The sequence below is a fragment of the Streptomyces sp. ISL-11 genome (assembly GCF_018614525.1).
Taxonomy (GTDB): Bacteria; Actinomycetota; Actinomycetes; order Streptomycetales; family Streptomycetaceae; genus Streptomyces.
Map to the genome: position 1 here is coordinate 39,650 of NZ_JAGGOL010000034.1, position 23,907 is coordinate 63,556.

Genomic DNA, 23,907 nt, shown 5'->3' on the forward strand with positions numbered 1-23,907 from the left:
AAGGCCCGCCGAAGCGGGCCCTCCATGAGGTATTAATTCATTCAGCGAGGTGTGCGGAGGGCTGCGACGCGGGCCGGATCAAGCGCGGTCAGCAGCTCGATCAGCCGGCCGTTCTCGGCCTCGATGCGGCCCAGCCGCAGTTTGATCTCCGTCAGGTCGTCCTGAAGCCGGTCCGCCCTTGCCTTCTGGGCCTCGGCCTCGGACTTCCAGACCTCGGCGGTCCGCACCTCCTTGGCGGCGCGGACGACGACGTACCCGCCGATGACGATGCTGATGATCCCGAAGAGGTTCAGGATCACGGACGTGTTCATGGAACTTCACCTATCCATCGCAGTTCCTGGAAGCAGGCAGTGGTGTGGAAGCGGGCGTCAGCCCAGCCGATACCGGCAAGGTCCGGGGTATGGGCCACACAACTGATGAACTCGCCTGCGCGCATGGGTACTTCGACGGTGACCGTGCCGCAGTTGCTGTACGCCGTCCATGAGGAGAGGCTTCCGGTGGTGAAGGCGTTGTTGCCCACAGAGCTGGTGTTGAAGTCAGCAGACGGCAGGACGGCGATGTCGAGCCACATCATGTGGACCTGGTCGGCGCCCGCGGACTGGAGCCCCGGGGAGACGTTTCCGCCGATGGTGTATCGGTAGCGGCCGTCGATCGGTGCTACGAGGCCGACCACGTTGCCTGCACTGTTCGTCGGCGTCATGCCCGAGCGGGTCTCGTATGCGATTCCCGCAGGCTGCTTCCCGACGGGGTAGCAGGGCAAATGGGTGTAGCTGCCCTTGCGAGCCAGCCATTCCACACCGATAACCCGCACCGCCGGCGGCCTCACCAGGTGGCTGTGGACGTCCCGGACGCGTCGGTTCATCATGGCCGGGTCCGCGAGATCGCGAGAGGCCCAGTCTTCAATCGCGGGTGCGTTCATCAGTACCTCCCCACCCACCGCATCGAGAAGAACGACCGGCCCGGCAATGTCTTGTTGCCCAGCAGGAATGGCTGGTCGGAGATGCCGGCCGCGCTCACGGACTCGCCCTTCTTCAGGCGGACCGTCGCGGCGATGGAGCCGTAGCCCCGGCTGCCGTTGGAGCGGCCTGGTGAGGACGATGCGATTACGTGGGCGGCATCGGTCCACAGCGAGTCGTCTGTGACGTTCTTGCCGAGCTTGACGTGCATGTTCAGCGGCGTCGTGTTGGGCGTGTCGATGACGCCCCCGAAGGCGACGCTGTACCGGCCGTCCTCGGGCGCCGTCAGACGCAGTGCGTACGGTGTTCTCCCAGCGGTCGCGCCGGGCTGTACAAGGTTGGCGCTGTCGAACTCCGCGGAGGGCTGTAGACCTTGGCCGGGCAGGTACCACGCGAACGTGACCCACCGGCTAGCGGGGAGCTTGCCGGAGTCGAGGGCGTCAGCCGGCGCCCAGTTCACCGAGCTGTCCTTGTGCGTGCCGCGCTGCCGGGCGGTAGCCCAGCACGAGGGCGACCGGTACAGGAACCGGTGCGGGTCGCGGATACGGGCGTTCATCATGGCGGCGGTGAGGACCTCGCGTCGGGCCCACGTGGCACTCGTCGGGATCAGGGAAGCTCACCCACCCATCGCATCTCGAGGTATGTGGCGGCCGAGGCGTTCTCCTTGTCGTCGGAGAACATCCAGGCCGCGCCTTCGGCATAGCCGGCGAGTGCGATCCACTCGCCGGTACGCAGGGGGATCGTCGCGGTGCCGGTGCCGGAGCGGTGGGAGTTGCGGATGCGGTGGCATCCGAACTTCAAGAACGCGGTGGTCTCGAACTGCGCGCCCTCGGACAGGCCCTTGGCGATGGCGACGCGGGCGTAGCCGATCTTGCCGTCGGTCTGGTATGAGCCGATGACCGCGCCGGCGTTGACCTCGTAGAGCCCGTCGCGGGGAGCGGTGACGCGAATGGATGAGTCGGACATCGTGCTGCCGGTCGTGTCGTAGGAGTGCTCCCGGCCGTAGCTCTGGCCTGGGGGTTCCAGGGTCAGCACGGCCCAGGTTCCGGCGTCCTTGCTGCCGGACAGCTTGCCCGCTCTGCGGCAGCCGGGCGGGTTCGAGAGCAGAGTGAGCACGTCGCGGACGTGCGTGTTCATGTCCTCGGGGGACACCGGGCCCTGCCCCCAGGTGTTGATCTCGATTGCGTATCACCCCAGGTAGGTGCTGACGCCGAGCACCGACGCGTTGTCGTCGCCCAGAATCCAGGTCGGGTGGCCGTCTGAGCGGCCGGGAATGGTCACGAGGTAGAGGCCGGCAGTGTCCACTGGAGTGTTGAGGCTGAGCGTTCCTGCGGAGGCGCCCGCGCCAGGGGTCTCGGCGGTCAAGACGCTGATCTCGTACGAGCCGAAGCGGCCCAGGGCGGTCTCACGGGGAATCAGCCCTTCGGGCCAGCGGTAGCTGCTGACCTCACGGGAGGCCGTCAGCGCCACGAAAACGCTCACGAAGTCCCGTGAGGGCATGAGCGGGACTTTGTCCACTGCTTTGTACACCTGCATGTCGCTGACCGGGGTGAGCGACTGCTGGGTGACGTCACCGCTCCGGTACGCAAGGTTGATCAGCTTGGCCTGGGGAGAGGCGCCGAGGTCCCACAGGACCTGATCTTCATTGCCGGTGTACGGCCAGCATGCGACGGCAAGGGAGATCTCGTCCGGGCTGCCGCCCATGACTTGTGGCACGTGCCCAGCAGGGGATAGCAGCCGCGGCAGGCCGCTCATACTCGCGCAGATGCTGACGATGTAATCGTTGACCCGCGCACCGGGCGGCAGCCCGAGGGTGGCGTACTGCTTGGCGGAGACGGAGCCGGAGTTGCTACCGGCGTACGTGGCGAACTCCCGGGCTTCCGGCGGGCTGTTCATCCACTCCTGGCCGTCCCAGTAGCGGGCTGAAGGCTTCTCCACCCAGGATTTGCCGTCCCAGACCTTCTGGACGACTTCAACCCAGCCTTTACCGTCCCAGGTCATCACGGGGTTGTACTTACGCGGCATACGGCACCCACACATCGCCCGGCTGTGGATTCGACGGAGGCGTTGGCCCGCTGAACAGGCGGGCCGCGCCCACGTTCGGGGCGCTGACCGGGCCGCCGGCCTCGATCGGTCCGGCGGTACGGACGAGTCCTGTCTTGTAGACGCGGAAGCAGGGGCTGGTACCTGGTCCGTTGCTGGAGACGGAGACAGCAGGGCGGCTGTCACTGAGCGGCGTCGTGTTGATCACCAGCGGCGAGTTGTCCGTGAAGGGGTTCAGGTACAACGTGCCGTTGCCCTTGATGTTCGTGCCGAGGGTGCCGGCCCGCGTCACACGGATCACGTCGCCGGAGCCGTCGGCCGCCTCGACGGCGACCCAGGGGTCCGTCGTCGCGGTGGCGGCCTGGTTCGCCCCGTTGAGCCGGACTGCCTGGGCGAACTTGCCGTCCGCGTACTCCCGTGCCCGGTGCGGGTCGGGGTCCAGCTCGGTATGCCGCCTTAGCCGGATGCCCAGGTTGACGGGGATCAATTCCACTCGGCGGACCCCGGAGTCCGCCCACAGCCGCTCCACACCGGGCGGGCCGAAGAATGAGGGCAGGTAGCCGTGCTGGTCGGCGACCAGAGTGCCACTGTCGAGCACGGCGCCGTCCGCGTCCTGGAGGTCCATGACCCGGGCCGCTGTGTCGGACGGACCGTCCCAGATCGTCACCGGGGCCCCAGATACCCGCCGGCCGTCAACGTCCTCGGCGACATCAGCGGCCGAGCCGCCGAACATGTTGCGCTCCATGCGCCTCCTTACTCGTTGAACTGGTTGGCCTCGAAAATGCCGCTGAATACGATGCTCGCGCGGGGTGGGAAAACGAGGAGATAGTCGAGACCGTCGCGGAGACTGTTTGCGGACTGGCTGAGGATGCGTACGGTCTGGCCGCGCTGACCAGCCCACGCCATGCCGGTGAGACCGGCCATGTTGGGCAGCCCCGATCGTTCGTCGATGTTGAGCAAGTAGCCGGTGAACGCCTGGCCAGTGGCTCCGTTGAGGGGTACCGGGAGCTGGAAGGACAGGGCATCCTGCCGGGTGCGGATCTCCGCGTCGGAGTCGTTGCGGTAGTCCACTGAGAACCACGCGGTATTCGGTGCGATCCAGCGCCAGCGGCCACGGCAGACCAAACCCTTGGGGTCGCTGGAGGCGTTGATGAGCTGAGGCGTGTACGTGAATGACTTGCCCAGCGTCATCGACGGTACGAGCCCGTCACGGCCGCGGAACAGCTCCTGCTGCCCATGACGGGCGTCGGAGTCGAGGTCGTACACGAAGGTGCCGGGGGGCACGAAGTTCGCCGAGTCTCCGGCGTTCCACGGGAACGCGACCGGCGTCGGCATGTCGAAGGGAGCCCGGTTGAAGGGCTCGACGCGGCCGTTGCCGCGAGGCACCTTCAGCTCGTGGATGACCAGCTCCCACTCCTGCCCCGGCTTCCGTTGAGGCTGCACTGCGATGGGGTTCGCCGACGGCTGGCCCTGGACGACGGCCATGTTCACCGATCCGCGGGGGATGTCGGCACGCAGGACGACGGTGTCCCTTCGGTCTTTCGCAGGGTCGAAGTTGGCGCCGATGTCGAAGGAGATCGGGGCATCGAGCCGGTAGAAGAATCCACCGACCCACGCTTCCCCGGGGGAGACTTCCACGGTGCGGTCCCCGATGACCTTGATGGCGAAGGGCAGTGCTGCTCCGGTATAGGAGTTGCCGGTGAGCTTGGCGGCGACTCGGTCGCCGCCCCACATCTGCGCCATCGCTTGCCAGTCACCCTGGCCGACGGCTTGCCGGCCGCCCCGATCGTTGTCCTGGTTGAAGGGGAAGCTGATCTCTGCCAATTACATCCTCGATTCGAGCTTGCGCAGTCTTTCCCGCATTTCGAATACGGTCTTGTAGAGGTTCAACGGGTCGCCCATGCCCTGCTGGCCGATCTTCGGTGTCACGGACTGGGTCCGGCCGCCGTCCTCGACGGTGATGTTGACCTCGCGGACGATGTCGCTGTATTCCTGCCCATCGATCGCCACGGTGATCTTGTCGCCCACGAAGTAATCCACCCCGAAACGAACTTGATCCGTATCAATGGGGTAGATCTGAAAATTACCGGCCTTCTCGCCTTCCTTGAGAGTGGCCGTGGCGGCATCCTGGGCGGTCTTCACGTAGTGGGCCAGCATGACCTTCTTCGCGCCTTCGGAGGCGTTCATCAGGCTCAGGGCTGCGGCGTTGCTGGCGGCGGTTGCAGCCGTCTTGAGCTGAGCGGCCTTGGCCTTCTCGTCATCCGTTTTCGCTTCCCGCAGTGCGGTTTCCGCGCCCGCTGCTTGCGTCTGCGCATCTGCCACGGCCTTCTTCGCCGCTGCCAGGGCCGGAGTCCACTCCGTCCCGTCCGGTCCGGTGCCCAGTTCCTCGCTGCCGTCGGAGTTCTTACGCAACACCAGCTCGGGCTCGCCGCGGGCGGTGGTCCGCAGCGGGATATCGCGGCGGTCAACGAACTGTTCCATCACCAAGCCCCACTGCTGCTCGCCCTCGGCGTCGATCTGCTGGTAGAGGTACCGTTCCGCCCCCTGTCCCTGACAGGCGACGATGGCGCGAGTTACGCGCGGAGCGGTCAGAGTCCAGACGACCTCGCGGAGATTGCCCAGCTCTTTGGAGAAGCGGACGTTCCGCGACAGGTCCCGGGGCTCGAAGACGGCCAGCTCGATCTTCTTGCGAGCGGGATTCCACAGAAAGCGGTAGCCGACGTTCTTGTCCGTGCACCACTTTTCGAAGGTCGTGCCGAGGTTGTCATAGCGGAGGGTGCCGTTGACGTCGTCGCCGATCTTCGGGAGCGGCCCGACGTCGACGCCTTCGACCTTCCGGTCAGACAGGGCACGGCTGCCGAAGGCAAGATCGCACTCGGACCACAGGGCCTGACCAGCCGGGCCGCCTGCCGGGCGGGAATCCTGTCCCTTCCACTGCTCCGACACGGGAAGCAGGGTCGTCTGATTACTTCCGGCTCCCTTGACCGCGGGGAAGGCGAGGTAGCCGTACGGGATCTTGTTATCGCACTTCCCGCCGATGTAGAGGCTCCCCGGGCCGGTGTGCTGGGCGTTGGTCCAGTACTTCTGGAACATCTCGACCTGGCCGGTGAAAACCGGGGCGGGGACGCCATCCTGGTAGACGGCGATGCCTCCGCCGCGCTGGAGCAGCTCGGCCTGGTCGGTGCCGGCCTTTACGAGGAGCTGCCAGGAGCCTTGCTGGCAAAAGCGGACAGTAAATCCAGCTTGATCCAGGAGTCCAGCTCCCCGACAAGATTCAGGTTTCGGTCACGGACAAATACGCGGTATGCCAAAGGGTCAGTAGCTTTCGTAGCGGGGTTTGATCGTCATCGTCAGCGCGGCAGAGCCACTGCCGGGCACCAGCTGCACACTGATGCGCGAGGCCCCGGCGGGCAGCGCCCACAGCGCCGGGTTCGGATCGAGGGCCGGCCAAAGGTTGCGGCCGAGGTCGTCTCGGACGGTCTTCACGCCCGGTCGGGTGTCGATGCGCAGGGTCCGGCCGCCGGGGACGACTTCGCCGGAGCCGGGGCCGGGGCCGGTGATGCCGAAAGACTGGCCGCCGCAGGCGAGAGTGAAGGACCGTACGGGGCCTCTGATCTCCCAGACAGGCCATGCGGCGGCATCGCCGGGATTCAGCACCGGAAGGGCTGCGTCGGAGACCAGGCCGGCGCTGAGCTTGAGTGGGAAGAGCGGCGCGGAGTTGCCCAGGAGTGGCTGGCCGCCGCCGAAAGACCACTGCGCGACATGGAAGTCGTCGCCGTAGTAATAAGGGTCGGGCGCGGTGAGCTGTATGCCGTACCGCTGCCAGCGGAACCCCGCACTGTCCTCGCCCTCGTTGCCCTCCAGGCCGCCCTTGTAGTAGCAGGTCAGGTAGCGGGGAGGCTGGCCCGACTCCTGGACGCGCAGGGTGCACGGCCCGTTGTTCGGGTTGAGGGTGCGTATCAGCTTCCGCTTGAGTTGCCGGACGGAGTACCGGTCGATCCCGTAGAGGAAGAGAGGGATCATGATTTCCCGGGCGGCGACCCGGGAGGACCTGAACGAGCTGCCGTCCAGGTTGGGGCTGACGTCGTAGTTCACCTCGTGCGGCGGCATGTCGAGGCCGGTGGCGCCGGCCTGCATGAAGATGCCCGGCCAGTGGCGGCCGGAGAAGCCGGTGAGAGGGATCTCCCCCTCACCGGCCCCGCCTGTGATCGAGACGTAGGTGTGCCCCCAGCTCATCGGCTGGGGTGGACTCGGCGGGAGCAGCGGGGGCTGCTCCGTCTGGAAGTCCCAACTTGCCGGGATGGGCAGGAAGGATCACCTTCTTTCGATCAGTGTGCGGACATTGCCTCCGCGTAGCGCATCGCTCGGAGCACCGCTTGCGTGGTGTCCTCGGACCATGCCTCATGGATGTGGATCTCGTAGCGAGGAGTGAGAAGGTCCTGTGAGTCGCGGTTGTTGTAGACGCGCTCGCCCCCGCGGAAGTCGACCAGTTCCGGGCCGCGCTCACCCACCAGGGCCAGGCCGGCGGACGCCGACCGAGTACCCGTCCAATAACCCTTTGGCGGCAAATTGGGATTCGCCTGCTGGACCTTGGAAATGTCGCCGTAGCGGTCCCGGATGTAATTGATCACGGAACTGAGATTCGCTATCGGGTCGAAAATGTCCCAGCTCGTACCCGACTGATGGTAGGCCCGGAACGTCGGGTCGATCACCTGACCCACCCCCTTGGAATGGGTACCCGAGGCCGCGTTGCTGTCCCAGTTATTCACCGCGAGGGGGTCGCCGCTGGACTCCCGCATGACCAGCGTGACCAGACCACGCAACCAGGCGCCGCCGGAGACTCCGGTGGCTTGCATCGCCGCCTGAATCCACGCGGTGAGCTGTCCGGACCCGACACCCCCGCCGCCGTCGAAGAGAGACTTGGGGATGCTGCCGGGCCAGGGGTTGAACGACGGCCCATTGGAGTCGGCGACCCCGCCCTTCGGGCGCAGTGCCGCGGTGGCGCTGCGGTTGTACCCCCGGGTGTGCTTCAGCGAGTTGGACTCGTTGCCGCCGATCGTCTCGTCGGGGCCCACCATGATGTTGATGTGGCTGTCCCCGCCGTAGGTGAGCAGGTCACCGGGACGAGCGGACGAGACAGGGACGTGTTGCATGGCCGCGTTCCACTGAGCGACCGCCGGCCACCGATTGGCCGGAGCGCCATGCGGCGAGCCACCATAGGCAGCGTTGGCCCCGGCCTGGTCAACCACGAAACTCACGAAATCCGCGCACCACGCTTCGACAGCACCATTGGTGTACTTCGAGCCGCCGACCGCAGGAGCCTCGTTCGCGAACTCACGCCGGGCGATCTCCGCGACCCTTCCGCCACCGCCCTGGTGGTCGTCCAGGTACTTGCCCCACGCCTTCGCCCATGGCTGTGTCTTGCGGAAGTCGTCGGCCGACAGCCGGCCGACGGCCGCGAGGGAGGAAGCGATGTGCTTCAGCTCCGGCTCGACCACCGCGGACCAGCCTCGGCCGATCGCCTCCTCGTAACCGGCGTACGGCTCGTCCTTGTGCTTCTCGACCCAGGCGCCGCCGCTGACGACGCCGCCGTTGGCAAAAACGTTTCCGCCTTTGCGGGCCGCAGCGTTCCAATCGTGAATGGTCTGCACACCCAGGGCGCGTACGACCTCCGGGCGAAGAACGCCCTCGCCAGGGCTCAGCACCGCCGGCACCCGGTCAATCCCCGGGGCGTACCCGGGCACCACGCCACCGGTTGCGAAGTGCAACTCGGTCAGGGGCGCGTCAGCCCCGGCGAGCTTGGCCATGGCACCGAGCATCGGCACCATGGCGGAGTTGTACGGGCCCCGGATCGTGGACCGGGTGGAGGCGTCCACCGCGGCCATGGACGATGACCACGAGCTGCGGATCGCCGACGAGGAGGACTCGAAGACGCCCTGGAGCGTACCCAGCCCGGTCTGGAGGCGGGTGAACTGCCCCAGGCTGCTCGAGGTCGCCGCGGACACGCGGCCCTGTACAGCAGACCAGACCCCCTCATGAGCCGTCTGGAAGGTGCGCTCAGCGGAGGTGAGCGGGCCAGCAAGGTGCTGTGCCCACCGCTGCTGCGCGGGCCGGATCTCGCCGTCGATGGTGGAGCGGACGGCGGAGGAGACCGCGTTCCACGAGGATCCGGCTGCCGCCTGGTGCTCGGCGACCGCCTTGGTCATGGCCTCCAGCGCGGCGCGGATGCGCTGCGCTGCAGCCTCGACAGCTTCCGCGTCCGGGACCGGCGTCACGTCGTCCTGGACCTGGCCCTCGCCGGAGGACCGGCTGAGGGTGCCGTACTTGGCTCCGCGATTGAGACCGTGAACGGCCTGATGTCCGAGAGCCCGGACTGCCTCGGGTCGCAGAACGGCTTCACCGGGGCTCAGCCGCGCGTGGACGATGTCGCGGCCGGGGCGGTAGCCCGGGACGATCCCGCCATCGGCAAAGTCGAACAGACCCTGGGTGTTGGGCATCGCTTCGCGTGCCCGGTCCCAGAAGGAGTCGAAGACCTCGGCTGCGAACTCGCCCGGGTTCGAAGCGATGTCCTGGACGGCCTGGATGGTTTCCTGGACGCCGCTGATCATCTCAGTGAACATGGTGCGCAGGGCATCGATGCCCTCGCCCAGGACCTTGCCGGGCCCATCAGTCGCGATCTTCTTGGCGAGCGACCCGATCTCTTTCGCCGTCTCATAGAGACCGCCGAAGAGATCTTGAATCATCTTCCAGATGGACCCCGGGTTGAGCATGTGGTCCGTGAATGTCTGGCCGCGCTGGGCAATATTGCCCTCGCCCTTCCAGATGTCGTCCCACGCGTGCTGCCCGGCGGTCGGTGCGACGGCGCCAGCGACCAAGCCGACGAGCTGACCCACACCGGTGGGGGCTGCGCGAAGGAGGTCCGGTATTCGGTCGGTGATGAAGCCGCGCAGATTGGTGAGCCGGTTCAGCGCGCTGCGGCCTGCCGCGTCACCGCCTTGCCGGGCGCCCCATGCGCGGAGGTTCTGACCGGTGTCAGCGCCGACACCGGAACCGGCCCGAGACATCAGGAGGCCGCCGTCGAAAGCTCCCACGGCGGGGCCCATGTTGATGCTGGACCACAGATCATCGAGGATGCTCAGCGGCCAGGGGCCCCCCTTGGGCGTGCCCTTGCCCGCAGTGCCCTTGGCGTGTCGGGTGAGACGGCCGCGGGCTGCGGCAGCGTTCCACCGGTTGATCGTGTCCGCGCCCAGGTGGTGAGCCACCTCCGGGCGGAGGATCGCCTCACCGGGGCTCAGCACCGCCGGGATACTGTCCACCCCGGGGGCGTAGCCGGGCAGCACGCCGCCCATCGCGTGACGGCTCGGCCGCGACTTCTTCCCGCCGCCCCCGGAACCGCCGCCTCCGCCGCCGTTGGCGACGTTGACAGCGATGATCTTAGTTTCTAGGCCGCCGGCCTTCTTCTCCGCCTTGTCCAGGGCATCGGCGAGCGTGCGGACCCGGGAAGTGACCTGACCCAAGCCGCGGCTGTTGACGTCCTTGATCTTCTCGTTGAGGTCCTTGGCGTGCCCGTACGAGCCCTTGATCGCCGGACTCAGGGAGCCGGAGAACCGCTCCCGAACAGCGGCAAGGCTGCGCCCGTTGATCTCTTTGATCTCAGAGGAGACGTTTCCGGCGTGCCGGTAGGCCGTGTCCGCCTTGTCTTTCAGATACTCGAACTGCTGGCGGACCAGGCCCAGCTTGCCGTCGTTGAGCTGCCTGACGGCGTCGTGCACTTGGTGCACGTGCCGCTCGGACTCGTCCGCTCGCCCGGCAAGGGCCTGGAACTTGGCAGAAAGTTCTCCCAGCCCGGCCTGGTTCAGCTGCTGAACGCTGCGCTGCGCGCTCTCGATCTTCTGGTCGGCGTCGCGGGCGCCGGCCTTCACCGACGTGCCGAACTCACCGCCCAGCTCGTTCGCGAGGTTGGCCAGCCGTAGTTCGTTCAGCGCCCGTACCGCCGCCTTGACCGTCTCAATCTTCCGGTCCACCTCGCGCAGCGCCGCCTCGGCCTGCTCGGTGTTCAGGCGCAGCGCCTCTGTGCGGCTGTCCTGACCACGGGCCCGGTCGACCCCGCGACGAGCCAAGGAACGGTCGTCGCCGTGGTAGTCGGCGCGCCGCTCCCGGTAAGTCGACAGGTAGTTGCCCCGGCCGGCCCGCGTACCCGCGAGGGTCTGGTTTGCCGTGCGGGCGACGCCGCGCGTGCCCTTCGCCAGACCACCGACCATCTTGAACAGCGGGCTGAACGCCTTGCCGACCTTGCCGAACGTCTTGGTCGCCATGCCAATCGCGATCGACAGCGGACCAAGGACTGCGGCTACCTTGGCCACCTTGACGATGACGGCCTTGAGCTCGGGGTTGTCGTTAAGAAACTCCGCCGTCCACTCGAACCCCGTGACCAAGTAGTGGAGGGACTTGACGAAATTGCGGATCAGGCCGCCAGACAGCTCCTGGAAGTCATCATCGGACAGCACCCCGTCCACACGGTCGATGAGCTTGAGAACGCTGTCTCCCAGCTCGGTCCATTCAAATCGACCTGTTTCCGGGTCGAAGTCTCCGAAGAGCTTGCCGGTATTGAGCTGCGCCTTCTCCTTGACGGACTGAAGGAGGCCGCCGATGGAGCCGGTGCCCAGATTCTCAGCCGTGCCCTTGACACCCTTCCGGGTGTCGTATGCCTTAAGGAAGTTTTCGAAGAAGCTCTTCGAGGAAACGCCGGCGCCACGTTCCTGGACCTTGGTCAGGAACTCCTTCGCTTCGGTGTCCTCGTCATCATCGGACTCGACCTTGAAACCCGCCATTTTTGCGAGTTCGTTGATGGGGATGCCAGTGCCCCGGCTGAACTGCTTCAACGAGCGTGTGTTCAGCTTCGACATGTCCATCATCATGTCCGCCGAATACATGGCGCTCTTCACACGCCCCGGGTCCATGACGCCGTACGAGGCGGCGAAGTCCGCGATCCCGCGGATCAACTTCTCGGACTTCTGCAAGGACTCCGAGCTGGTGTTGCCGTAAGACTGAAAATTCCGCGTCAGCTGCTGGAATTTATCCGTCATGTCTTCAAGGCTGAATGGGGTCTTAACTGCGAAGTCCTGAATGGACTTGATAGACGCCGAGACTTCCTTGTTGTCGAAGCCAGCACGCTCCAGGCCCCGAGAGGCCAGAAACTGCATATCGGCGGACTGTGATCCGATCTTCGTCATGTAGCCGGCGGCAGCAGCCAGCGGCATCACGAGGTTCTGCGTGAGCGTCCGGCCGATCTGCTCGACGTTGGTGCCGAACGTCTCGGTCCGCTGTGACAGCGACTTCCAGTGTTCGCCCGCCGTCTTGGTAGCCGTGCCGGACTCCCGGACGAACGCCCGGACCTGAGCCCGATTGCTGGCGACGGTATCGGCGTACTCGCGGCGCTGGAGCGCCAACTGGCGCAGCTCCTCCTGGAGCGCGACCTTTCGAGTCTGGATCGCCAGGCGTTCCTCGGCGGCGCGCTGTCGTGCGGCTGCGGTCAGCTCCCGCTCGGCCTGTCGCTGCTCGGCGGCGGCCTGCCGGGCGGCTTGCGCTACCTCTCGCTTGACCTGCCGGACTTCGGTGGCCAGCGCGCGCTCCTCCGCCTTCTCGGCGGCGATGCGGCGGCGGGTGTCCGTCATGGCCTGCCGCTCGCCAGCGGCCTGTTCGCGGGCCTGCTGCTGGGCAGCCCGCATGCGCTCCCGTATCGCCTGCTGATTGGAGCGCACCACGTCGTTGATGGCCTGGCGGGTGGCCCGACTGGTGCCCTCCTCCATCTGCTCGCGCTGCTTGTGCAGATTGCGGAACATCCGCAGCTGCTTGCCGGCCTCCTCGCCGTGCACCTTCGTCAGGTGTCGCTCCAGCTGCCGGAGCTTCGCGCGGGAGTCCACCGCCTCCTTCTCCACTGCCTGCCGGGCCTGTTTGGCCGTACGTGAGGCGGTGGCAGTGGCCTGCTGGCTGGCCTGCGCCATATGCCGGGTGAGGTCAGCGCGCATTCGACCGACCGCTTCGCGGCTGATCAGCGGCAAGATCTCGACGTAGCCGGAACCCACGCGGATGGGGGCCCTATTCATAGCCACAGGGCCTCCTTACAGGTTGTTCATGTCCGCAAGAAATGCGGATAGTTCCTCACCCGATGCGAAGCTGTGTGCGGGCTTCTCTGGCTCGGGTTGCCCCGGGCGCCGGATAGGTTCCGGTGGGGTGAGATCGCCACTCTCCGAGGAGTTGGCCTTGAGGAAGAAGAAGTTGGCCAGCTCCAGTGCATCGGAGATGCGTGCTGCCAGGTGGTCTTGCACGGACCACACAGCTGACTTGTCGAATACCGCCAGCAGCGAAGACTGGCCGGGCTTACCCATCAGTGCCTTGATCAGGACACTGATGCGACGAAGGGAAAGCCGTCCGCGCCATGCGTCGAGCAGGTCGATTCCGAAGTGCTCCAGCAGATCCGCTTCAAGCTCGCCGGGGTACTGCTGTATGACGCGGACGGTTTGAATTAGTTTCCCGAGTCGGCCTGGCCCGCCGCCTGGGCCACCTTGTCAGCGAAAACCGCGAAGTCGCCGAGCGTGGAGTCCTCATGAGCCAGGTAGGTCTTCCACTGGGCCGCGCCGAGGATCAGCCGGACTGCCTCAACCTCATCCTGAGCCTCCAGAAGGGCGACGGGCAGCTTGAGCGGTGCGGGGACGGTGAACGTGATGTCGTGGTGCTCGAACGTGGTGGGGGAGTCCTTCGCCTCCTTCTTGGCGGCGGACTCGGTGGCGGGCGTGGCAGCAGTCATGGTGGAACTCCAGAAGGCAAGAGAAGAAGCAGAGGGGCCGGGGATGAAAGCAGCCCTCCCCGGCAGGGGCGGGGACGGGTTAGACCGTCTTGGGCTTGACGTCCACGACGAGCGCCCCTGCGGCGGCCTCGGTCGTGCCGTCGCCGGCCTTGATCTCGTAGCGGCCCGCCGGGCAGTCACTCGTCACGGACAGGGCGATGCGGGCGTCACCGCGCGGGTCGGTCTGACCGGCGGTAGCTGTGATCTTCTCGGTGCCCGTGGTGAGGGTGATCGGAGTGCCGGGCTTGAACCCGGTCAGGCTCACGTACACGGTGTCGCCCGGCGCCGCGGTCTCCGTCTCAAGCTCGGCAGCAGCCACCTTCGACGGAGGCGCGCTGCTCTCCTTGAGGTTGTCCGTGGTGAGCACGTAACCGAGCCGGCCGCTGCTGTCCAGCGCCTCGATCGTGAGTTCGTACTTGCCGGACTCCTGGCGCTGGAGCTGGATGGCACCACGGTCGGCGACCATCGCGCGCTCGATGACGGCGCGGTACTGCACGTCCGCCTGGGCCCAGTCGACCACCAGCGAGATCTCCTCAAGCTGAGGCGTGCTCGAAAGGTTCAGACGCCAGGTGCCGGGGACCTCCTTCCAGCCGCCGTTACCGTCCTTCTCGGTGGCCTTCTCCCACTTCGCACCGTAGAAAAGCTCGGTCGTAGAGAGGTTCGTCTCTACAAAACTGGCCTTGACCTTAAAGCTTGCTTCCTTGACGTTGTACAGGACCGGCACCGCCGCCTGCCAAACCTTGACGGGGTCGCTGGAAATTTCTGGGGTGATGGTCACCCCGCCCTCGTCAACAAACCCAAGGGGCGTATAGCCGTCAGGGGTGACGCCCTTGACGCCGCACGAGGTCGGCGGGTTCGGCTTCGGACCGGTCTTCGGGATCGACGCGAAATAGACCGCACCCTCTGGTGCGAATCGGATGCGGCCAGCGTCATTGCCGTGCTTGTCAGCAGCTATGGGAACTCCAGGTGCTAGAGAAATAAAAAAAGCCCCCGAGAAGGGGCTGCGTAAGAGGCCATCAGACCTCTATGAAGAAGAGGGCGACCTCGCCGCCGTACACGTGCTCCCGGGATACCTGGTCGGGCAGATAGCGGGGCGCGCTGACCTCGGCCACGTCGAGGAACTGGGCACCGGGAACGACGGCTCCCGGGGCGTGTTCGAGCAGCTGCTCGCGCAGGGCGTACGCCAGGGCGACGGCCTCGCTGCGGTCGGGATGAACGACGCTGTACTCGATGTCCGCGCGGTCGGCCCGGTTGCGGACGCGCCGGAACCCTCCGCTGTGCTCCAGGTAGATCGTGACCTCGCCGGGCTCACGGCCGACCAGGTCCCCCGTTACGTACTCCCTGATGCCGGAGACCGTCTGTAGATACTCCACCAGCAGGGCAACCGGGTCTCGTCTCACTCGGCCCTCGCCCGCTCCAGAGCGCGCTTGAGGAACCTGTTCCCGCGGTGCCGGCCGCCCTTCCGGTCTCGCCAGCCGCCGTCGAGGTCCTGCCACAGCGCGTGGAAGACCCGGCGGTCTTCCTCGACCACGACGTTGCCGCGCCAACTGGTCGCGTCCAAGGCGACGGCGGTTGAGATGTTGTTCTTGATCGCGGTCCAATCGTTCTTCGCCATGCTGGCGCGCGGTGCGAGCCCGACGGCCACGGTCCTGACCGTCTCGGTGTGCACGGTGACCAGGTCCCGAACACCGTGGGACCGGAGCACCTCTCGCTCCCATGTCTTGTTCAGTTCGAGACGCACACGGACAGCAGCCATCAGTGCTCCACTTCCCACGCGTTGACGCGGACGTGCCGCAGATTGCCCGAGCCCCACACCATGGGGAATCCGTCCACCTCGTACCAGCGGCCGGAGATCAGAAGCCGGTCCGCGGAGTCCACCGCCACGCTGTGCGGCAAGTACACGCGAAGCCGACGTTGCGCGGTCTCCCTGGCCGGGCTGCGGACTTCGAAGCTCCGGTCGGGCTGGACCGATGCTGGCCCTGCCCAGACCTGCGTCTGCTCAGGAGGCATCGCCCAGTCACGTTTCCGCGTGTAGCCGGCGGCCACCAACGGCGCCCGGTGCACCTCGACGTGGTCGGGGAGCATCACGGACCACACCTCGTCAACGGGATGGAGCCGAACTTCGGGCGGTACCGTTTCAGTGCCGCGCGCGAGGCCGGCGACAGGGACTGGGCGGATGCCGCTGCGCCGTACGTCACCTCGACGTCCCCGGTCCGCTCGCTCAGGACGCCCGGCTGCATGGCCAGCCACCGGATCACCTCAGCGCAGATGACGGCCCGAATGCCCGGCGCCTCGTCGCGGTACCCGGAGCCGCAGTAGTCCTGCACGAGCGCGGTAGCGTCGTGGATGAATGCCTCGACACGGGGCCGCTCGCCGGGATCGAGGTCCCGGCCGAGCCGCACCGCGATGTCGATGGGTATGACGGGCAACGGTTACGCGGCCAGGGCGACGTCGGCCTGCGTGAGGCGCCGCTTCTGGTCGGCCTTCACGTTGTGATCGTTCACGGCCTTCTCAACGCCCGTGGCGACGAGCAACTGTTCGGGCCGAATGACCTTGGCGTCGTACACGATCCGAGACTTGATCGCATCCGTGAAGCTCTTCTCCGGCTTGTAGGCCGCCATCTCCGCGAAGGGGATGACAAGCGAAGTCGCCGCGGTGCTACCCATAAACATGTCGACACTGTTCAGGGCGTCGTGGCGGCGGCCCTTAACGAGCTTGTTTTCGGCCGGCCGCTCCTTGCCCAGGGTGTTGGACACCCGGACAGGCACGCCCAAGATGGTGCCGATGACGCCGGACGGCATGACCGCACCGCCGCCGAAGTGCGAGCTATCAATGAACTTCGGGTCGCGAAGCATGAGGGAGCGCAGGCGCGGCGAGATGAAGAGGTAACGGCTGTCGGGCGCGTTCTTGAGGTCCAGGTTCTCCAGCATGCGCACGAGGTAGTCGTACGGGCCGATGTACTCGGACTCACGAGCGCCGATGTCGCTGTAACCGATCGCATCGATCTCGCCGTGGAGCTGGCCGGGGGCCTGGCCCTCTACAGGGGTGCCGTCCACCTTCAGCTCGACGCCGTTGAGATCCTTGCCATCGATGGCCGCGGTGATGGTCTGAGCAAGGACGCGGTCGATCGTGACGGCAGTCTGCCGACCGCGCTGGCGTACCAGCTCGGACATCAGATCCACACCAGTCTTCGTCTGGAGCTGGTGGAGGGAGTCGATTTCGATATGGAAGCTCGAGCCCTTGGCGACGGTCATCTTGATGTACTCGAGCGCCGCATGATCCGTGCTGCCGATCTCGCCGTACGCCTTGACCAGGCCCTTGTCCTGGACGGTGTCCAGGAAATGGGGGATGCGGACGACGTCACCTTCGCGCCGAAACTCGCCCTCGTAGGACCTGTTGGTAATTTCGGCTGAGCCGAGGATCAGGTTGTCTTCAAGGTCCTGGAGCAGCTGCGCCGTCCAGATTTCCGGGATGAAATGGCCGTTGGTGGTCTGGAGCTTGCCGGCTCCGACATTGTTCCCGGCCTGTGTCTCAAAAGCCATGTATCTCCATAAAAGGGCTAGGCATTAAAAAGGAGGGCATTCAGCTTCCCCGCCTTGCGGGCCTCATTGATCTCAGCGGTCGACATGCGGGAAAGGTCGTCGCGGCCGAGCTGACTCGCGGCCGGCCCTCCCTGGCGGCCGAGCCCCAGGCCCTGAGCGAATGCCGGAGCCGCCTTGGCAGCAGGGAGGGAGGAGACAAAGGACCCGATCCGCGCCGTATCCGGCGCTCCGTCCTCGCCTACGAATGCATCGAGACGAAGGAAGTCCGCGCCGGGCAGCTCGACGCCGGCCGCCGCGGCGTGCGCACGGAGTTCCGCGTGGACGAGCTGGCTGTTGACCTCCGTCAGGGCCGCGGTCCGCGCTTCCTGGCGGGCGGCTTCCACGGCGGCCTCCGTATCCGCCGCGCTGGACTGCCGGAAGGTGTTCAGTTCCTGCGACAGAGACTCGTACCGCGATTGCCAGGAGTGGATCTCCGCCTCCGGGGAGGCAAGCTCCGGCGTGCCGGCAGGCTTCGCAGAAGCGGACTCGGTGGCGGCCTGGGTGTCGGACATCAGGGCATCCCTTCAGGATTCGAGCATCAGATGCGGCAGCTAGGGCGTGTTTGATGGATCTGTTACTCGCCTGTCAGGCACTGGGCGCCCGGGTGGTTCTGTACGCCCCTGGAGGCTTCCGGGCGCCCTTTGCGTGTGGGTGCGAGGGGCTGCGGGGTTGGGAATGCTGCCATCCCACCCCATGTGCCGATACGGCGCACGCCTTTGGGAGGCATGTCATGAGCACCATTCGCCGGTTCGTCGCCGCTATCGCGGCAACTGTCCTTCTCGCGCTGGCAAGCATCGTGCTGGCCACTCCCGCTCAGGCCGCCGATGGCGGCCTCCTCGGCCCCGGTGGCGGCCCCGGTGGCGGCCCCGGTGGCGGCCCCGGTGGCGGCCCCGGTGGCGGCGGCGGTGGCGGCGGCAGCGTCCCCAGCCTCCTCGACAGCCTTGTCGGCCCCGGTGGCGGTGGCGGCCTCCTCGACGGCCTCCTCGGCCCCGGTGGCGGTGGCGGCGGTGGCGGCGGCGGTGGCGGTGGCGGTGGCATCGTCCCCAGCCTCCTCCACAGCCTCCTCGGCCGCGGTGGCAACTGATCCCGATCGTGGTGTCCTGAACGGCCAGGGCGTCAGGCAGGTCACGGGCGTAGCCAGAGCCGGATCGCGGCGAGCGTGACCGTGCCCTGGAAGACGTAGGCGCGCTTGTCGAATCGGGTGGCTACGGCCCGATTCCCTTTGAGGGCGTTCATGGTGCGTTCGACTTCGTTCCTGCGTGCGTACTGGTCTCGGTTGAAGCCGGTGGGCCTGCCTCCCGCGCTGCCGCGGCGTCGGCGGTGTGCCCGCTGGTCGCGGCGCTCGGGAATGACGTGCCGGATCTGGCGTCGGCGGAGGTAGCGGCGGTTACGGCGTGACGAATATGCCTTATCGGCGCTCAAGCAGCCGGGACGGGTACGCGGGCGTCCTCCGCCTGGACGGGGAACTCGGATACGGTCGAGGACCGGGATCATCTGCGGCCCGTCACCCCACTGCCCCGGGGTGAGCAGCAGGGCAAGCGGGCGGCGCCCGCCCTCACTGGCCAGGTGGATCTTCGTCGTCAGGCCACCCCGGGAGCGCCCCAGCGCCTCGTCCGGGCGATGCCCTGAGGGGCGGATCCGCTTACCCGGGACCTTCGGGGCGCACGTCCGGGCGCCGGCAGCGTGCTGGTGTACACGCAGGACGGTCGAGTCCACACCGACCATGGACCAGTCGATCCGCCCCTCCGCATCGGCAACAGCCTGAAGCCCCTGCAAGACCTTCTCCCAGGTACCGTCCGCCGACCACCGGCGATGGCGGCAGTACACCGTCTGCCACTTGCCGAACCGGGCCGGCAAGTCCCGCCATGGAATCCCCGTGCGTAACCGAAACAGAATCCCGTTGATCACCTTGCGGTGACACTTCCATCGCCCACCCCGCCCCGTATTCCCTGGCAGGTGCGGTTCCAACCGGACCCACTCCGCCTCACTCAAATCCCCCCGCCCCACACGGCTGAGAACGACCCATGCCCCCGGGCGGTCACCGACCCGTCAAACACCCCCTAGGCCGCCTTGGTGTATGCGGCCTGGCTCTTGCGGGCCGCGTTGCCGGCGTTGCCCTGCGGGGCCTTCCGGGCGGCCTTCTCGGCCTGCGGGTCCTTAGCGGCAGGAGGCTGGAGTGCCGCCTTCTCCGCCTGGGTCTGGTAGCGGTCGGCCCGTTCCATCTCGGTCCGGGCTTCGTCCTCCAGCAGGGTGTCGAACCGCTCGATCTGCTGGGGGGTATAGCCAGCGTCCGACCAAAGCTGCTGTTTGGGCACATTGAGCATCTGAAGTTTCAGCAGGGCATCAACGTGTTGGGCTTCCGTGCGGTTCTCCGGGTCGCGCCATATAACCTCGGCGCCCCAGGCTTCGGCGCGCTCCTTGTCGTGCTTGACGAGAAACGCGAGCCTCATGATTCGCTCCCACGCCTCACCGAAGTGCAGCATTCTTTCTCGTGTCTTCGAAATGAGGCCGGCCTCGGCTGAAGTGATGGCTTCACCACTGGGCGCCTGGCCGCCGTTAAGTAGGAAGTAGTGGAAAGGGATCCTGCTGATGCTCGCCATGTGCTGCACCAGCATGTTGACCAAGTCCACATAATTCGAAAGGTTCGCTGCCTCGAACTGGCCCCACTTGGTGTTGGGGTCCTCGGCCTGGAGAAGCTTGTCCACAGCAACCTGAAACGGCTCGATGGGGACACCATTCGAGTCCTCGATGATCTCCAGGCCGCTGACCCACCGTTGTGGCCATGCCGCATATTCGGATGCCACCAGCGCGTCGGAGGTGACCTTGTTGATCGCGTCAGCCAGGGGAATCACCGTGGCCAGGTCTGACACGGGATCGCCGACCAGGCGCGCCCGATTCGAGATCGGTACGACAGGAACGACACCCAAGGGGTTGTTCTGCGACTCGGTGAGCGTGAAGCTCAGCCCCTCGGGGGTGCCCTTGTGGACGCGATCCGGGAGCCACAGCGTGCAGTGCGCGCGCCCCCAGTCATCGAAGAAGAATTTCGCCGCAGCCTCCAGCTGTCGGCGGCTGCCCGCCTTGTGCTGCACAACCGTGGTTTCTGCCGACTCAATGCTGATGACGGGCTCGCCGTCCTCGTCGGCCCACACCACCGCGTAGGAGGCGCCCTGGATCATTGCGTCCAGGTGGGCGGAGTTGGACTCGGCGTCCAAGAAGTTTCGCTGCCAGATTTCGCGCGCTTCCTTGTCGGCCACCGGCTCATCAGTCATCCGGAAACCGTCAATGGCCAGGCGCTCGTTGACGCTGTCTACGATCAACCCGCAAAAGTTGTCGTTCCACTGCTCGAAGACGCCAGCGAACTCCCTCTTGTACTTCGCCTGGGCGAACAGCATCCGCTGATGATTGCCATCGTAGTAGGCACCGAACTTCTTGTAGAGGCCGACGCGCGAGCTGAGCTTGGAATAGAGGAAGTCCATCCACTGCTGCGGAGTTTGCGGCCGGGAGCCGAGGCCGACGGCCCCGCTGTCCGTAGCAACGGTCATGAAGCCCCTTTCTTGCGCGAGGGGCCTTACCTAGAACCCGACAACTCGTCTGCGCGGTTTATGCAAGCGACCGTCAGCGATGGCATCCGCCCGCGCCTCAAAAGCGAGAACCGCACATACGGCTAGGTCGATCTTGCGCTTGGATCGTGGACTATCCTTCTGGATGAGAATTCCTTGAGGGACCTCTCGCGTTACGGCGTTGAGCACGTGCCGGGTGATGTGCGGGTCTCCGTCGTGCTTCAGGTCGCCAACCGCCGCGGCAGAATGGAACCGCTCGATGGCCTCGCACATGCGGGTCGGGCGGTTGGTCCAGTATTCGAAAACCCGGTCGTCGCCGTAAGTGAGCGCCCACCGGCCGATGGCCTCTTGGAAGTACGGGGGATCGCAGTAGGCCCACTCCACCCGGTAGGTATCGAAGGCACGCTTGATGGCGGCCTCGACGCCGAGGACGTCGACCTCCCAGTCGGATTTCGTCCCCGGGTTCTCCCACAGCCCGAGGAGGAACGTTTTTCCATCGCGGAGGCGACAGCCCACCACGCCTGAGCTGTCGTGGTGGAGGGATCCGTCGAAACCGATAGCGATCTGGTCGCCGGGCATGATGGGGTCGGCGTCGTCGGCGCATGCGTCCCAGGTGACCTTGTCCATCCAGGTGCCGTCGGAGGAGAAGATCTCGTCCAGATAGAACCGGCGCGCGTTGGCCTCGCTGGTCCGCGGGTCCTGGATGGCCTCCACCAGGGCGTCGATGTCGACCCATGACGAGTCGCCGTACGCCTCGACGAGGCCGGCGCGCAGCGCCTCGGTGTCCTTGAGGTCGATGCCCGGCGGCGCCTCAAGGCAGTCGTACAGCAGGCCCTTCGACCCGGCGAGGAACGCTTCGTGGGTCCGCTGGGCGACGCTGCCTTCGCTCGGGGAGTAGGCATTCGTGGACTCCAGCAAGCGGGAGCCGGCACCAGCTGTCTTGCGGACGTTGCGATCAAGGACGTCGTATACGTGGATGCCCTGGTTCGACTCGACAAGGTGATGAGATTCGTCTAGGCATACGAACGACTGACGCGCCCCTTCCAACCCACGGCTGGAGGCGGTCACCGGGCGGATCGAGCCGGGTTTGCCGCTCTTGAACTGGACGAGCGTCTTGCCGATGTCGAGTCCGAATTCGCGCTCGGCGGGACTCTCGGCGAGCATGCCGCGGATCGCGTCGTAGACGTTTGCCGTCTGGTCGATCGACGTGGCGGCCAAGTTCACCAGCGGCAGTGGCACGGCCTTGCCGACGGGGTGCAGGGCTGGCCCAGTGTGCGGAACCCCTCCGCAAGACGCGCAGACCTCGCCCTCGGCCGCCCAGTGCGAGAAACGCGCTGGGCCGATGAACTCGACAATGCACAAGGCCGCTAGGAGCGGGCTCTTCCCCCACTAACCACCCCTTGGAGCGCCGGAGGCACCCCGAGGAGTAGGCCCACCTCCCGTTCTCATCGACAGAAAACCAGTGGGCGAGGAATCGTATTTGTTCGTTGGTGAACCGCCAGGCAGTGCCGGCGTGTTCGCCGTCCGGCTGGACGATGTAGCGCTCGGCCCAGGCCAAAATCTCCCAGGCGAGGGTCCGTTCGGGCATCTGCTGGGGGATGTTGCCGGTCTGCGACACTCATCCCCCTTACGGGCCTCAAGGGGCTGTGAACGCCTGCCTGTACCGGTCGATGCTTGTAACCCCCGACGGGGGCTCCTTGGTTTCTTCGTGCCCATCGCGCACCTGCTGCTCGAAGGACATACGCAATCTGGCTCTGTCCTCCGTTGTCGCGCCCCATTTGCCGACGCGTTGTCGGATCTCACCAGCCAACTTCGTGTCACCCGCGAAGAAGGCGTCCACGAGCTTCACGGTGATTTCCAGCTCCGCCCAGTCCGTTTCGGCCCAGTGCTGGGTTTGGGGTGCCGAGGACCACGTCTTCCAAAAGCGACGGGCGCCGGCAGTCTGGATGCCGAGCGACTTCGGCAGCATCCGCCCCTCGGCGGCTTCCTCGGTCAGTGAATGGCTGCCGAGGGCATGTGTGGTGTTTCTGCGGACGGCGTTCGGCTTGGGCGCTGGCCCGCGGCGAGCGACCATTACAGCCTCACCGCCTGGGCGTCAATGCCATGGATCTCCGCCAGTTCGAACAGGTTCTCCCTCGCATCTCGGCGCCACTGCCGCTTGTCTGCCGACCTGCCAGACCGTTTGGGGAACGACGGGGGGAACGGGCAGGTGCAGCCCGCGCACAGGCCGTCGCAGTCGGCGGACATGATGAGCCTCCAGCTGAATGAATTAATTAGGAGCCGATGCGGTCCTCGTGGGTCTTCTGGCGATGGCACGGGCGGCACAGAGTGCGCAGGTTGCTCGGGGCCCAGGTCCCTCCCCGGGCGACAGGCACGATGTGATCGACTTCGAGTTCCTGGCGGCTGCCGCAGAACTGGCACCGGAACCGGTCCCGGGCGAGGGCCCGGGAACGCCTGGACGTGGCATCGCTCGGGCGTTGCCGGTTACGCGCTGACGCGTTGCCCCAGTTGTGGGGGCGCTGGTGGCTCGCGCAGCGGCCTGCGCGCTGCGTCGCGGAGGTGCAGCCGGCCACCAGGCAAATCTGTTTGGCCCTGGGTATGGGGTGCACCTCCGCGACAAGCTAAAGGATCAAGAAGGTCGTACAGGAGTTCGAGTAATGTATTTGGAAGTTCTGGAGCCCCGGAGGTTGCGTATCTGGCTCCGGGGCTCCGTTCTCTCTGGATCTGGACTGGAGAGTTGACTCGATCAAACAGGAGATCAACAGAGAGAAGTCTTAACGACCTCTTAACGAGGTTTTGAAGTCAAGATCAGAATGAGTTAGCGTCTTGCCTTGCCTAGTCGTTCGACCTCGTTTCACTCGGTCTCACTATTAATGTCGGTGTCCGGTCGGCGTGTTTCCGGACACCACCCTGGGAAGTGA

The 23,907-nt window shown here is 66.1% G+C and carries 25 protein-coding genes; 1 reads left to right on the forward strand and 24 read right to left on the reverse strand.

Translation table 11 applies throughout. From position 1 onward, the window contains the following. Positions 1 to 41 precede the first annotated feature (41 nt). The 19 genes from J7E86_RS09725 to J7E86_RS09820 form a co-directional block, all read right to left on the reverse strand. Positions 42 to 311, reverse strand: a complete 270-nt coding sequence (locus J7E86_RS09725; protein ID WP_251018902.1) for a hypothetical protein — start codon at positions 309 to 311, stop codon at positions 42 to 44. Beyond that, positions 308 to 919 carry a hypothetical protein gene (locus tag J7E86_RS09730; protein ID WP_215081158.1) on the reverse strand — a complete coding sequence of 204 codons (612 nt, stop codon included), beginning with the start codon at positions 917 to 919 and terminating at the stop codon, positions 308 to 310. Before J7E86_RS09730 ends, J7E86_RS09725 begins: the two co-directional genes overlap by 4 nt. After that, the gene (locus J7E86_RS09735; protein ID WP_215081159.1) at positions 919 to 1,512 is read right to left on the reverse strand and encodes a hypothetical protein; all 594 of its coding nucleotides are present in this window, start codon (positions 1,510 to 1,512) and stop codon (positions 919 to 921) included. The genes J7E86_RS09730 and J7E86_RS09735 overlap by 1 nt, the downstream gene beginning before the upstream one ends. Before the next feature lie 50 nt (positions 1,513 to 1,562). Continuing rightward, on the reverse strand, positions 1,563 to 2,093 hold the full coding sequence (locus tag J7E86_RS09740; RefSeq protein ID WP_215081160.1) for a hypothetical protein: 531 nt from the start codon (positions 2,091 to 2,093) through the stop codon (positions 1,563 to 1,565). Between the two features lie 51 nt (positions 2,094 to 2,144). Then, positions 2,145 to 2,957, reverse strand: coding sequence for a hypothetical protein (locus J7E86_RS09745; RefSeq protein WP_215081161.1), 813 nt, complete (start codon positions 2,955 to 2,957; stop codon positions 2,145 to 2,147). Between the two features lie 13 nt (positions 2,958 to 2,970). Beyond that, a complete protein-coding gene (locus J7E86_RS09750; RefSeq protein ID WP_215081162.1) occupies positions 2,971 to 3,744 on the reverse strand; it encodes a hypothetical protein in 774 nt (257 codons plus the stop codon). 8 nt (positions 3,745 to 3,752) lie between these two features. Next, on the reverse strand, positions 3,753 to 4,823 hold the full coding sequence (locus tag J7E86_RS09755) for a hypothetical protein (RefSeq protein WP_215081163.1): 1,071 nt from the start codon (positions 4,821 to 4,823) through the stop codon (positions 3,753 to 3,755). Next, positions 4,824 to 6,251 (reverse strand): siphovirus ReqiPepy6 Gp37-like family protein, encoded by a 1,428-nt coding sequence (locus J7E86_RS30895; RefSeq protein ID WP_251018914.1) that lies wholly within the window; start codon positions 6,249 to 6,251, stop codon positions 4,824 to 4,826. It abuts the gene before it with no gap. 63 nt (positions 6,252 to 6,314) lie between these two features. Continuing rightward, a complete protein-coding gene (locus J7E86_RS09765) occupies positions 6,315 to 7,235 on the reverse strand; it encodes a phage tail domain-containing protein (RefSeq protein ID WP_215081164.1) in 921 nt (306 codons plus the stop codon). A gap of 92 nt (positions 7,236 to 7,327) precedes the next feature. Continuing rightward, positions 7,328 to 13,105: a transglycosylase SLT domain-containing protein gene (locus tag J7E86_RS30900; RefSeq protein ID WP_251018903.1), complete on the reverse strand. Its 5,778-nt coding sequence runs from the start codon at positions 13,103 to 13,105 to the stop codon at positions 7,328 to 7,330. Between the two features lie 15 nt (positions 13,106 to 13,120). Then, positions 13,121 to 13,387, reverse strand: a complete 267-nt coding sequence (locus J7E86_RS09780; RefSeq protein ID WP_251018904.1) for a hypothetical protein — start codon at positions 13,385 to 13,387, stop codon at positions 13,121 to 13,123. A 137-nt stretch (positions 13,388 to 13,524) separates the two neighbouring features. After that, the gene (locus tag J7E86_RS09785; RefSeq protein WP_215081165.1) at positions 13,525 to 13,806 is read right to left on the reverse strand and encodes a hypothetical protein; all 282 of its coding nucleotides are present in this window, start codon (positions 13,804 to 13,806) and stop codon (positions 13,525 to 13,527) included. A 79-nt stretch (positions 13,807 to 13,885) separates the two neighbouring features. Continuing rightward, a complete protein-coding gene (locus J7E86_RS09790) occupies positions 13,886 to 14,623 on the reverse strand; it encodes a hypothetical protein (protein ID WP_215081166.1) in 738 nt (245 codons plus the stop codon). 238 nt (positions 14,624 to 14,861) lie between these two features. Beyond that, positions 14,862 to 15,245, reverse strand: a complete 384-nt coding sequence (locus J7E86_RS09795) for a hypothetical protein (RefSeq protein ID WP_215081167.1) — start codon at positions 15,243 to 15,245, stop codon at positions 14,862 to 14,864. Next, positions 15,242 to 15,601 (reverse strand): hypothetical protein, encoded by a 360-nt coding sequence (locus tag J7E86_RS09800; protein WP_215081168.1) that lies wholly within the window; start codon positions 15,599 to 15,601, stop codon positions 15,242 to 15,244. The genes J7E86_RS09795 and J7E86_RS09800 overlap by 4 nt, the downstream gene beginning before the upstream one ends. Further along, positions 15,601 to 15,933, reverse strand: coding sequence for a hypothetical protein (locus J7E86_RS09805; protein ID WP_215081169.1), 333 nt, complete (start codon positions 15,931 to 15,933; stop codon positions 15,601 to 15,603). Before J7E86_RS09805 ends, J7E86_RS09800 begins: the two co-directional genes overlap by 1 nt. Continuing rightward, positions 15,930 to 16,274, reverse strand: coding sequence for a hypothetical protein (locus tag J7E86_RS09810; protein ID WP_215081170.1), 345 nt, complete (start codon positions 16,272 to 16,274; stop codon positions 15,930 to 15,932). The genes J7E86_RS09805 and J7E86_RS09810 overlap by 4 nt, the downstream gene beginning before the upstream one ends. 3 nt (positions 16,275 to 16,277) lie before the next feature. Next, the gene (locus tag J7E86_RS09815) at positions 16,278 to 17,387 is read right to left on the reverse strand and encodes a hypothetical protein (protein ID WP_215081171.1); all 1,110 of its coding nucleotides are present in this window, start codon (positions 17,385 to 17,387) and stop codon (positions 16,278 to 16,280) included. Positions 17,388 to 17,404: 17 nt separating this feature from the next. Further along, a complete protein-coding gene (locus J7E86_RS09820) occupies positions 17,405 to 17,938 on the reverse strand; it encodes a hypothetical protein (RefSeq protein ID WP_215081172.1) in 534 nt (177 codons plus the stop codon). Between the two features lie 218 nt (positions 17,939 to 18,156). Between J7E86_RS09820 and J7E86_RS09825 the strand changes: the two genes are divergently transcribed. Then, positions 18,157 to 18,510, forward strand: coding sequence for a hypothetical protein (locus J7E86_RS09825; protein ID WP_215081173.1), 354 nt, complete (start codon positions 18,157 to 18,159; stop codon positions 18,508 to 18,510). Between the two features lie 41 nt (positions 18,511 to 18,551). Here the strand turns inward: J7E86_RS09825 and J7E86_RS09830 are convergent, their stop codons facing one another. The 5 genes from J7E86_RS09830 to J7E86_RS32010 form a co-directional block, all read right to left on the reverse strand. Continuing rightward, a complete protein-coding gene (locus J7E86_RS09830) occupies positions 18,552 to 19,433 on the reverse strand; it encodes an IS5 family transposase (RefSeq protein ID WP_215081174.1) in 882 nt (293 codons plus the stop codon). Between the two features lie 53 nt (positions 19,434 to 19,486). Further along, a complete protein-coding gene (locus tag J7E86_RS09835; protein WP_251018906.1) occupies positions 19,487 to 20,968 on the reverse strand; it encodes a phage portal protein in 1,482 nt (493 codons plus the stop codon). A 30-nt stretch (positions 20,969 to 20,998) separates the two neighbouring features. Next, positions 20,999 to 22,210, reverse strand: a complete 1,212-nt coding sequence (locus J7E86_RS09840) for a hypothetical protein (protein ID WP_308312535.1) — start codon at positions 22,208 to 22,210, stop codon at positions 20,999 to 21,001. Positions 22,211 to 22,622: 412 nt separating this feature from the next. Further along, a complete protein-coding gene (locus tag J7E86_RS09845; RefSeq protein WP_251018907.1) occupies positions 22,623 to 23,060 on the reverse strand; it encodes a hypothetical protein in 438 nt (145 codons plus the stop codon). A gap of 199 nt (positions 23,061 to 23,259) precedes the next feature. Next, positions 23,260 to 23,595, reverse strand: a complete 336-nt coding sequence (locus J7E86_RS32010; RefSeq protein WP_374223780.1) for an HNH endonuclease — start codon at positions 23,593 to 23,595, stop codon at positions 23,260 to 23,262. Positions 23,596 to 23,907 lie beyond the last annotated feature (312 nt).

What these genes read in the sequence shown, in the direction of transcription:
- J7E86_RS09725 (WP_251018902.1), bottom strand. Translation starts at nt 311, where the DNA reads ATGAACACGTCCGTGATCCTGAACCTCTTCGGGATCATCAGCATCGTC.
- J7E86_RS09730 (WP_215081158.1), bottom strand. Translation starts at nt 919, where the DNA reads ATGAACGCACCCGCGATTGAAGACTGGGCCTCTCGCGATCTCGCGGAC.
- J7E86_RS09735 (WP_215081159.1), bottom strand. Translation starts at nt 1,512, where the DNA reads ATGAACGCCCGTATCCGCGACCCGCACCGGTTCCTGTACCGGTCGCCC.
- J7E86_RS09740 (WP_215081160.1), bottom strand. Translation starts at nt 2,093, where the DNA reads ATGAACACGCACGTCCGCGACGTGCTCACTCTGCTCTCGAACCCGCCC.
- J7E86_RS09745 (WP_215081161.1), bottom strand. Translation starts at nt 2,957, where the DNA reads ATGACCTGGGACGGTAAAGGCTGGGTTGAAGTCGTCCAGAAGGTCTGG.
- J7E86_RS09750 (WP_215081162.1), bottom strand. Translation starts at nt 3,744, where the DNA reads ATGGAGCGCAACATGTTCGGCGGCTCGGCCGCTGATGTCGCCGAGGAC.
- J7E86_RS09765 (WP_215081164.1), bottom strand. Translation starts at nt 7,235, where the DNA reads ATGAGCTGGGGGCACACCTACGTCTCGATCACAGGCGGGGCCGGTGAG.
- J7E86_RS30900 (WP_251018903.1), bottom strand. Translation starts at nt 13,105, where the DNA reads ATGAATAGGGCCCCCATCCGCGTGGGTTCCGGCTACGTCGAGATCTTG.
- J7E86_RS09780 (WP_251018904.1), bottom strand. Translation starts at nt 13,387, where the DNA reads ATGGGTAAGCCCGGCCAGTCTTCGCTGCTGGCGGTATTCGACAAGTCA.
- J7E86_RS09785 (WP_215081165.1), bottom strand. Translation starts at nt 13,806, where the DNA reads ATGACTGCTGCCACGCCCGCCACCGAGTCCGCCGCCAAGAAGGAGGCG.
- J7E86_RS09800 (WP_215081168.1), bottom strand. Translation starts at nt 15,601, where the DNA reads ATGGCTGCTGTCCGTGTGCGTCTCGAACTGAACAAGACATGGGAGCGA.
- J7E86_RS09815 (WP_215081171.1), bottom strand. Translation starts at nt 17,387, where the DNA reads ATGGCTTTTGAGACACAGGCCGGGAACAATGTCGGAGCCGGCAAGCTC.
- J7E86_RS09820 (WP_215081172.1), bottom strand. Translation starts at nt 17,938, where the DNA reads ATGTCCGACACCCAGGCCGCCACCGAGTCCGCTTCTGCGAAGCCTGCC.
- J7E86_RS09825 (WP_215081173.1), top strand. Translation starts at nt 18,157, where the DNA reads ATGAGCACCATTCGCCGGTTCGTCGCCGCTATCGCGGCAACTGTCCTT.
- J7E86_RS09835 (WP_251018906.1), bottom strand. Translation starts at nt 20,968, where the DNA reads ATGACCGTTGCTACGGACAGCGGGGCCGTCGGCCTCGGCTCCCGGCCG.
- J7E86_RS09845 (WP_251018907.1), bottom strand. Translation starts at nt 23,060, where the DNA reads ATGGTCGCTCGCCGCGGGCCAGCGCCCAAGCCGAACGCCGTCCGCAGA.